The sequence below is a fragment of the Novosphingobium sp. LASN5T genome (assembly GCF_003856955.1).
Taxonomy (GTDB): domain Bacteria; phylum Pseudomonadota; class Alphaproteobacteria; order Sphingomonadales; family Sphingomonadaceae; genus Novosphingobium.
This window is the reverse complement of the sequence record NZ_RQSI01000086.1, coordinates 1-9,069: the sequence shown is the minus strand read 5'-3', so window position 1 is coordinate 9,069 and position 9,069 is coordinate 1. Positions and strand designations below refer to the sequence as shown.

General features: G+C 62.2%; 11 protein-coding genes and 1 pseudogene. 11 read left to right on the top strand and 1 reads right to left on the bottom strand.

The window, feature by feature from the left end; translation table 11 throughout:
• The 11 genes and pseudogenes from EH199_RS23640 to EH199_RS25145 all read left to right on the top strand — a co-directional run.
• Positions 1-103, top strand: a pseudogene (locus tag EH199_RS23640) (IS5/IS1182 family transposase); the annotation flags it as partial.
• 43 nt (positions 104-146) lie between these two features.
• Entirely contained in the window at positions 147-1,289 is a 1,143-nt protein-coding gene (locus EH199_RS23635) for an alpha-D-ribose 1-methylphosphonate 5-triphosphate diphosphatase (protein WP_124811486.1), read from the top strand.
• 51 nt (positions 1,290-1,340) lie between these two features.
• A complete protein-coding gene (phnG, locus tag EH199_RS23630) occupies positions 1,341-1,817 on the top strand; it encodes a phosphonate C-P lyase system protein PhnG (RefSeq protein ID WP_124811485.1) in 477 nt (158 codons plus the stop codon).
• Positions 1,814-2,431: a phosphonate C-P lyase system protein PhnH gene (gene phnH / locus EH199_RS23625; RefSeq protein ID WP_124811484.1), complete on the top strand. Its 618-nt coding sequence runs from the start codon at positions 1,814-1,816 to the stop codon at positions 2,429-2,431. Before phnG ends, phnH begins: the two co-directional genes overlap by 4 nt.
• Before the next feature lies 1 nt (position 2,432).
• A complete protein-coding gene (locus EH199_RS23620) occupies positions 2,433-3,542 on the top strand; it encodes a carbon-phosphorus lyase complex subunit PhnI (RefSeq protein ID WP_124811483.1) in 1,110 nt (369 codons plus the stop codon).
• On the top strand, positions 3,539-4,432 hold the full coding sequence (locus tag EH199_RS23615; RefSeq protein ID WP_124811482.1) for an alpha-D-ribose 1-methylphosphonate 5-phosphate C-P-lyase PhnJ: 894 nt from the start codon (positions 3,539-3,541) through the stop codon (positions 4,430-4,432). The genes EH199_RS23620 and EH199_RS23615 overlap by 4 nt, the downstream gene beginning before the upstream one ends.
• Complete coding sequence (gene phnK, locus EH199_RS23610) at positions 4,429-5,223, top strand: phosphonate C-P lyase system protein PhnK (protein WP_124811481.1); 795 nt, start codon at positions 4,429-4,431, stop codon at positions 5,221-5,223. The genes EH199_RS23615 and phnK overlap by 4 nt, the downstream gene beginning before the upstream one ends.
• Positions 5,224-5,236: 13 nt before the next feature.
• Positions 5,237-5,950, top strand: coding sequence for a phosphonate C-P lyase system protein PhnL (gene phnL, locus EH199_RS23605; RefSeq protein WP_124811480.1), 714 nt, complete (start codon positions 5,237-5,239; stop codon positions 5,948-5,950).
• Positions 5,947-6,636, top strand: coding sequence for a DUF1045 domain-containing protein (locus tag EH199_RS23600; protein ID WP_124811479.1), 690 nt, complete (start codon positions 5,947-5,949; stop codon positions 6,634-6,636). Before phnL ends, EH199_RS23600 begins: the two co-directional genes overlap by 4 nt.
• Positions 6,633-7,217, top strand: a complete 585-nt coding sequence (phnN, locus tag EH199_RS23595; RefSeq protein ID WP_212742240.1) for a phosphonate metabolism protein/1,5-bisphosphokinase (PRPP-forming) PhnN — start codon at positions 6,633-6,635, stop codon at positions 7,215-7,217. The genes EH199_RS23600 and phnN overlap by 4 nt, the downstream gene beginning before the upstream one ends.
• Positions 7,214-7,390 (top strand): GntR family transcriptional regulator, encoded by a 177-nt coding sequence (locus EH199_RS25145; RefSeq protein ID WP_223806904.1) that lies wholly within the window; start codon positions 7,214-7,216, stop codon positions 7,388-7,390. Before phnN ends, EH199_RS25145 begins: the two co-directional genes overlap by 4 nt.
• A gap of 155 nt (positions 7,391-7,545) precedes the next feature.
• Here EH199_RS25145 and EH199_RS23585 read toward each other — a convergent pair whose 3' ends face one another.
• Positions 7,546-8,913, bottom strand: a complete 1,368-nt coding sequence (locus EH199_RS23585) for an ISNCY family transposase (RefSeq protein WP_124811477.1) — start codon at positions 8,911-8,913, stop codon at positions 7,546-7,548.
• Between the last annotated feature and the right edge of the window lie 156 nt (positions 8,914-9,069).

The window sequence follows — 9,069 nt, the reverse complement described above, 5'->3', positions numbered from 1 at the left end:
GGCCAAAGACTGGGAGCGATCCATCGAAAGCTCCACCGCATGGGCCACCGTGGCCAGCATCCGCATGCTCACCCGCAGGATCGCAACATTCTCAAACCATTGAGAAACTTTTGAATCGGGCTCTAAGGTCTCGAAAGGCCCCTTGAATGGCTGATCTGCTCACAAACGCCCAACTGGTTCTGGCCGACCGCGTCGTCACGGGCAGCATCCGCCTTGACGGCGCGCAAATCGCTGCCGTCGAACCAGAGGCGACACTCGCAGTCCCGGGCGAAGACCTGGAAGGCGACTTCTTGCTGCCGGGGCTGATCGACCTTCACACCGACAATATCGAGCGCCACTTCCGTCCGCGCCCTCGCGTGACCTGGCCGTTCCCGATCGGATCGGTTCTGACGCACGACTGGGAACTCCTCGGCGCCGGTATCACCACGGTTGTCGATTCACTCGCGCTCGGCGACTACGATGGCGATGGTGCCCGTGCAGCCATGCTTGACGGAGCGATCAGCAGTCTGAAAGCGGCGCGCGACGCCGGCTTGCTGAAGGCTGAGCACTACCTTCACTTGCGCTGCGAGCTTGCCGATCCCGGTGTCCTCGAGTTTGCGAGAGGCAGGCTGGCAGACCCAACCGTCCGCCTCATCAGCCTCATGGATCACACGCCCGGCCAGCGCCAATGGCGCAACCTGGACATCTACCGCGAATACTACCGCAAAAAGCATGCGCGGGTCTGGAATGATGAAGAGTTTGCAGCGCATCTCGAAGTCTGCCGGAACAACCAGCAGACCCATACCCCCCGTAGCCGCGATGCAATCCTTGCAGAGGCTGCCCTTCATGGCCTGCCCCTGGCGAGCCATGACGATACCACTGTCGAGGATGTCGACCAGTCGCACACGTACGGCGTGGGTATCTGCGAGTTTCCGACCACGCTCGAAGCGGCCCAGCGCGCTCACGATCATGGGATGAAGAACGTCATGGGCGCGCCAAACGTCGTTCTTGGCAAGTCCCACTCGGGCAATGTCAGCGCAATCGAACTTGCGCACGCCGGTCTCGTCGACATCCTTAGCTCGGACTATGTGCCCTCGAGCATGCTGCAGGCCATCTTCAAGCTGGCTGGCATGGGCTTCGACCTGGCCAAGGTGGTCGCGATGGGCTCGCTGGCACCCGCACAGGCGCTTCGTTTCGACGATCGCGGCTCCATCGCTCCTAGCCTTCGTGCCGATCTTTTGCGCGTCCGGGTGGTCGATGGCCTGCCAGTGATCCGAAACATCTGGATCGGTGGCCGACGCATCCTGTGATCCGTGGGAGCAGGACTCCCAGCACTTCCTTTCTCGATGGAATTCTCAACGATGGAAAACGCCCTACCTCAAGGGACCGGTGCGGATACCGCGCGCGCGGATTGGATCGGCATCCTCTCGCGCGCCCGTGCCGACGACGTGGAAAATCTGGCCGCTGCTCATCTTGCCGACGTGGATTTCGAATGGCTTCGCGCTCCGCACGTCGGACTGGTCATGGTCCGCGGCCGGGCCGGTGGCACCGGCGCGCAGTTCAACCTTGGCGAAATGACGGTCACGCGTTGCTCGGTGCGCCTGCCCGACGGGGCTGTCGGACACGGCTATGCTTCGGGCCGCAGCCGCAGGCAGGCGGAACTGGCTGCTCTGCTTGATGCACGCCTTCAGCAGCATGAGTTGCAAGCGACCTTGCTCGAACAGGTGATCGAGCCGCTGCGCAAGGTCGAAAGCGACCGTCGCCTTCTCGCGAGCCGCAAGGCCGCAGCAACCAAAGTCGAGTTCTTCACGATGGTTCGCGGAGACAACCTGTCATGACACAGCACGCCTTCACCCCGCCCGCAAGTGCAAGCCTCCTGCCAGGCTTCGCCGATCCGGTCTTCGACTCCCAGGCGACATTCCGCGCGATCATGACGGCGACCGCCTATCCGGGGCGCGTCATCACGCTCGATCAGAACCAGCAAGCTCCCGAGCCGCTCTCCAGCGCGACCGGCGCACTGGCGCTGACATTGCTCGATGGCGAAACCTCCGTTTGGCTCGCTCCGTCGGCTGCGGGAGAAGCAGTCAGGACCTGGCTTGGGTTCCACACGGGAGTCCCGGTCAGTGGGGAGGCCGACGTTGCGCGGTTTGCGGTCGTTTCCGATCCTTCTGAAATGCCCGGCCTGACCGCCTTTGCTCAGGGGACTGACGAATATCCTGATCGTTCGACGACCCTGATTATCCAGGTCTCCTCACTCGATCAGGGGCCGCCACGGACCTGGCGCGGGCCGGGTATCAAGGGGGAGCGATCGGTCGCCATCGATGGCCTGCCGGACAGCTTCTGGTCGGACTGGGATCTCAACCGGGAGCTCTATCCCGCCGGCGTCGACATCTTCTTCACATGCGGCAGCGCGATGGTCGGTCTGCCGCGTACCATTACCGTGGAGATCTGACATGGCTTATGTGGCCGTAAAGGGTGGCGAGCAGGCCATCCGCAACTCCCACCGGCTGATCGCCGAAACCCGCCGGGGTTCCCCTGACGTCAACGAACTTGGCCTCGACCAGATCAGCGAGCAGCTCGATCTCGCGGTCGACCGAGTAATGACGGAAGGCTCCATCTACGACCGCGAACTCGCGGCGCTCGCGCTGAAGCAGGCGCGAGGCGATACGGTCGAGGCGGTATTCCTGTTGCGCGCATACCGCACGACCCTGCCGCGTATCGCGACCTCGGAAGCGGTCGATACAGCGGCAATGGCCGTCCGACGTCGCGTGTCTGCGATCTTCAAGGATATCCCCGGCGGCCAGGTGCTGGGACCAACCTACGACTACACCCACCGTCTGCTGGACTTCGCACTCGCCGCCGAGGGTGATCCGGAAACAGCTGTCCTTGCCGATGAACCGCTCGATCAGGTTGTCCCGCGGGTAATCGACGTGCTGGACGGGGAAGGCATCATCGAGCCGGAAATCCCGGTGCCTCAGGATGACGTCTTCGATCTGACACGCGAACCGATGTCGTTCCCCGCTGGCCGCGACCAACGCCTTCAGAGCCTCGCACGCGCTGATGAGGGCATGCTGCTCGGCCTCGCCTATTCGACGATGCGAGGATACGGCAACGCTCACCCCTTCGTCGGCGAGATGCGCCTTGGCGAAATTCTGGTCGAGATCGTGCCGGAGGAGCTTGGCTTCCCGGTGGCGGTAGCCGAAGTCACCGTGACCGAATGCCAGATGGTCAACCAGTTCCAGGGCAGCGAGACTGTCCCTCCGCAGTTTTCACGCGGTTACGGTCTCGCTTTCGGCCACTGCGAACGCAAAGCCATGTCCATGGCTCTGGTAGACCGGGCCCTGCGGGCCCCTGAATTCGGCGAGAGCGTCCGCTACCCGGCGCAGGACGAGGAATTCGTCCTTTCGCATGCCGACAACGTCGAGGCGAGCGGCTTCGTATCGCACCTGAAGCTGCCCCACTATGTTGACTTCCAGGCTGAGATCCAGCTGGTCCGCCAACTGCGCGCCGAGCGCGACGCCGCGCGAACCAGCACCAGCGAAAACAAGGAACCGGCGCAATGACCGCGCGCACCCACGAAATCGAAGGCGAAGGCTACAACTTCGCCTACCTCGATGAACAGACAAAGCGAATGATCCGACGTTCGCTGATAAAAGCTCTCTCCATTCCCGGCTACCAGGTGCCGTTCGGAGGGCGCGAGATGCCGCTCGCCTATGGCTGGGGTACGGGCGGCATGCAGATCACCGCCGCAGTGATCGGTCCTGAAGACCGCCTGAAGGTTATCGACCAGGGCGCTGACGATACCGTGAATGCGGTGTCGATCCGACGCTTCTTCGAGACCGTCACCGACGTTGCCGTCACCGACAAGGTCGATGAAGCAACCATCGTTCAGACCCGCCACCGCATCCCGGAAACGCCGCTGCGCGAAGAGCAGCTCATCGTCTACCAGGTTCCGCAGCCCGAGCCACTGCGCATGATCGAGCCTCGCGAGACCGAAGTGCGCAAGATGCACGCCTACGCAGAATATGGCGCCATGCAGGTCACCCTGTTCGAGGATATTGCCCACTACGGGCGTATCACGCGCAGCTACGACTACCCTACGATCGCAAATGGCCGCCATCTCATGGCACCGTCACCCATTCCCAAGTTCGACAATCCGAAAATGGAAATGAACCCGGCGATCCAGCTGTTCGGCGCTGGTCGCGAACGCCGCATCTACGCGGTCCCGCCTTACACCTCGGTCCGAAGCCTCGATTTCGACGACTATCCCTTCGAGGTGCAGCAGTGGGAGGGAAGCTGCTCGCTCTGCGGCTCCTCCGAAAGCTATCTCGATGAGATCATCACCGACGACAAGGGCTCACGCATGTTCGTGTGTTCGGACACCGATTTCTGCAACGAACGTCAGGCGCGTCAGACCGATATGCCTGTTTCCATCGAGGAGAACGTACGATGACCGGTGCAGCTGAACACAAGCGCCGAGCGCTGTTCGAAGTCTCCAATCTTTCGAAGTCCTACGGCGGCCAGATCGGGTGCGAGGATATTTCCTTCGCCCTCTACCCCGGCGAAGTTCTCGGCATCGTCGGCGAGTCCGGCTCGGGCAAGTCCACTCTCCTGGGCTGCCTTTCCGGCCGCCTCACCCCCGATGCGGGGACGATCACCTACGATGTCAAGGACCGGGGCCCGACCGATGTGCTCGGGCTGTCCGAGCCAGAGCGTCGCCGTCTGGCCCGGACGGACTGGGGCATGGTCCACCAGCACGCGCGTGACGGTTTGCGCATGGACATCAGCGCGGGAGGCAACATCGGCGAACGGCTAATGGCGGTGGGCAATCGTCATTACGGCGACATCCGCGAGGAAGCGCAGGACTGGCTGACCAAGGTTGAGATCGACCTTTCCCGGACCAACGACAAGCCGATGTTCTTCTCCGGCGGCATGCAGCAGCGCCTGCAGATCGCCAGAAACCTCGTCACGCAGCCACGGCTCGTCTTCATGGACGAGCCAACCGGGGGCCTTGATGTTTCCGTGCAGGCTCGTCTGCTCGACCTCCTGCGCGGGCTTGTCCGGGAAATCGGGGTCGCTGTGATCCTGGTCACACATGACCTTGCGGTCGTTCGCCTGCTTGCCGATCGACTGATGGTGATGCAGCGTGGCCGGGTCATCGAGCAGGGGCTGACCGATCAGGTCCTCGACGATCCCCACCATCCGTACACCCAGCTGCTCGTTTCATCTGTGCTTCAGGCCTGAGGAGATCACCACCATGAGCGTCCTGCTCCAGGCCCGTGGCCTTACCAAGACTTTCACTCTTCACACCCAGGGCGGTGTGCAAATACCCGTTTTCAACGATGTCGCTTTCGACGTTTCTGCTGGCGAATGCGTTTGCCTCCACGGTCCTTCGGGCGCCGGCAAGTCGACCCTGCTGCGTTCCCTCTACGCGAATTACAAGCTCGACGCTGGCGAAATCCTGATCGCCGCCGACGATCGGGCGATCGACCTGGTGGCGGCGCAGCCTTGGGAAATCGTTGAGCTTCGCCGTCGTACGATCGGCTACGTCAGCCAGTTCCTGAGGGTGATCCCGCGCGTGTCCACTCTGGACGTCGTTACGGAGCCAGCGCGCGCGGCCGGTGTTGACAAGGACGAAGCGACCCGCCGGGCAAAATCGCTGCTCTCTCGGCTCAACATTCCCGAACGTCTCTGGTCGTTGGCACCAGCGACCTTCTCGGGAGGCGAGCAGCAGCGCGTGAACATTGCCCGCGGATTTGTCGTTGAGTACCCGGTCCTGCTTCTGGACGAGCCAACGGCATCGCTCGATGCCGCGAACCGCAAGACGGTCGCTGCGCTCATTCGCGAAGCCAAAGCACGCGGCGCTGCGGTGGTCGGGATCTTCCACGATGAGGAAGTGCGTGATGCCGTCGCCGATCGCCTGTTCGAGGTGGGTCAGGCGAGCAAGCGTCTTTCCGAGGTCGCGGCATGACGGTAGTCCAGCCCCGCTACGCGATCTACTTTACGCCGCCAGTGGACCACCCACTGACACAGGCCGCCGTCGCGTGGCTGGGCCGCGATGCTTTCGACCCCGCTAATACCCCCGCCATCGTCCATCGCGATGCCAGCCTTACGACCGAGCCCCGTCGATACGGTTTTCACGCAACGCTCAAGGCCCCGTTTCGACTGGCCCCTGAAGCGCGGATCGAGGATTTCGAAGCCGCCGTTGCACGGTTCGCAGCAACCCATCGCCCGTTCCCGGTTGTGCCACTTCGCCTGGAACAGATCGGTGGCTTCTACGCTCTCGTGCCCGATGCGCCTTGCCCCGCGTTAAACGACTTTGCTGGCGCAGTCGTCGGCGCCTTTGATGGCTTTCGCGCGCCACCGACGGATGATGAGCTTGCTCGGCGCAAGCAAGCTGATCTCGACGACGTTGAAACGGCCCATCTCGAACGCTGGGGCTATCCCTATGTGTTCGAGCGCTTTCGCTTCCATATGACGCTGTCGAACCGTGTCACCGGGGAGGAGGCGTCAAGCATTGAGCCGGAACTACGGGACCGGTTCGACGCTCTGGCGAGAAACGGGATACTCATCGATGCACTCGCCCTGTTCGAAGAGAGCGAGCCCGGGGCCGACTTTCACGTCCGATCCTATTTCCAGTTGGGAGCAGGCTTGTGAGACCTGGGCGCCTCCTACTGGTCGTCGGCCCCAGCGGCGTCGGCAAGGACACGCTGCTCGATTACGCGCGGACCAAGCTTGCCAGCGACCCGCGCATCCGTTTCGTACGTCGCGTCATCACACGAGCGGCTTCGCCGGGAGAGGATCATGAACCCATTGATGACCAGGCATTCGACCAACGCTCCGCGCGCGGGGAGTTTGCCCTTCAATGGGACGCCCATGGCCTGAGATATGGCATTCCAGCGGCGATCGAAGGTTGGCTGGCCCGCGGCGATACCGTGGTCGTCAACGGCTCGCGCCGCATCATCCGCGATGCACGCAGAGTCTATCCCTCACTCGAGGTTATCGGCATTAGCGCTTCTGAACAGGCCATCGCGGAGCGGCTCGCGCAACGCGGCCGGGAAGATGAGGCCGCGATCGGTGCGCGCCTCGCACGTAGCAGGACAATGGCCTTTGATGTCGGAGATGCCTTGATGATCGACAATTCGGGCGAAATCCCAGTGGCAGGCGAAGCGCTTGTCGCGGCTCTCGCTCGTCGAGAATGCCTTGATGGCGCGGTTCAAGAAGGCTGCAAGTCGTGAAGCGCTGGGAAGCGATTCGACTTTCACTCCTGCAGGACATGCGGGGCGGTGCCTTTTGCCCTGGCGACAAGCTGCCTGCCGATTCCGAACTTGCCGCCAGGTTCGGCGTGAACCGGCATACAGTCCGTCAGGCCATCCGCACCCTCGAAACGGAGGGGACGTGTTCTCGCTAAGTAGAGAAGTCACAATCTGCGCCATATAGAAATGTCACAGGTTGGGGAACAGCAGGGGCTGCGTGGAGCCATCGACACAGCGCAGCGCAGACCCTGCTGATGCGCTGACCTTGGGGTAGTAGACCCATGGACCCGCTGCCCTGCAGTGGGCCCGGTCATATCCTCTGCAGGAAGCTGAGCGTACCGCGTTCGCGCAACGCCTCATCACTGAGCCTGGGACCGCGCTTGAGCTTCGAGCCACCCAGTTTGCGGCGGTCGATCTTTGGCGGCGGTTCCGGTTCGGGGAACAGATGCATGGGCTGGTCACGGCGGGCTGGGGCGTCGTTGTTGCGCTTGCGGTGATGCGGCATGATTGCCTGCATCTGTTTGGCCAGCAACAACGCCGCATCCAGATGCTTGTTCTCGACAATGGCAGGCTGGTTCACCTGCCGCATCTTGTCGAACTGACGATAGGGCAGGACATGACCCTCATGCTCGATCTCCAGTCGGCCGTCGGGATATTCACAAACCGTCACCCGCTTGCGCGCCAGATTCAGGCTGACATCGTTTGGCTCTAGAATGAACATCGCCTTGTTGTAATGCAGCGTCAGCGCCGCCGTCACGGTCCGCTGCTCACGCCAGACCATGATCGCGCGCAGATCGTCATGCGGGGCGAGGGGGCGGTGCAGATCGCGGGCATCGAAGGCTGGGCGGGCAAACCGCGCATTGTGCCTGGTCCTATAGCTATCGAGAAAGGCGTTGGCGTCCTCGATCGACGAGATACCCTCCAATCGCATCGCTTTCACCAGGCGGTCCTGTAAAGTGGCGTTGGCCCTCTCGACGCGGCCCTTGGCCTGCGGCGAGTTGGCGCAGATGATCTCGATGTTCAGCGCATCCAGCGCACGGCCAAAATGCGTCATGCCATCCCCGCGTGCCGCACTGGCTTTGGCATTACGGAAAACACTGTGCTTGTCGGAATAGAACGCCACCGGCTTGCCGTGTCGCTCGATGTACGCGCGGGTCGCCTCCATATAGGCAAAGGTGCTCTCGCTCTCGACCATCTGGAGGTGCATCAGCTCGCTGGTCGCGTCGTCAATATAGACGAGAAGCGTGCATTGCGGCCCGCGATCCTCAAACCACCAGTGCTTCGAGCCGTCGATCTGGATCAGTTCACCGCGACAGTCCCGGCGATAGCGCGGCTGATATGGGCGAGGACGGCGAGCCTGACGATCCTTCCAAATCCCGGCCTCGATCATCATCTGCCGCAGCTTCTCACGCGAGATCCGGAGATCATGCCGCTCGGCCAGATACTCCGCAGCCAGGGTAGGCCCAAAATCATGATAATGGGTCCGAACCAGTGCGACAATCTGATCTCTGATAGCATCATCCAAGCGCCGGTTGCTTGGTCGACCACGGCGGCGCGACAATAGCCCGGATGATCCATCGTCAAGGTAACGCGTCAACAGTCGATGGGCGTGGCGGCGGCTGACGCTCATCAGCCTCGCTGCCTCGGTAACGGTCATGCGACCTGAAACCACATGCATCAGCGTCTCAACCCGCGAAAGCTCCTCGGGGCTCTGTTGCAAAAATCGTGAAGCTTGAGCATGCTTGGCGGAGATTGGACGGACGGAACGATGACGGATTTCAAGTGGCGCCATTTCCAGGGTGATGTGATCCTGTGGGCGGTGCGCTGGTATTGT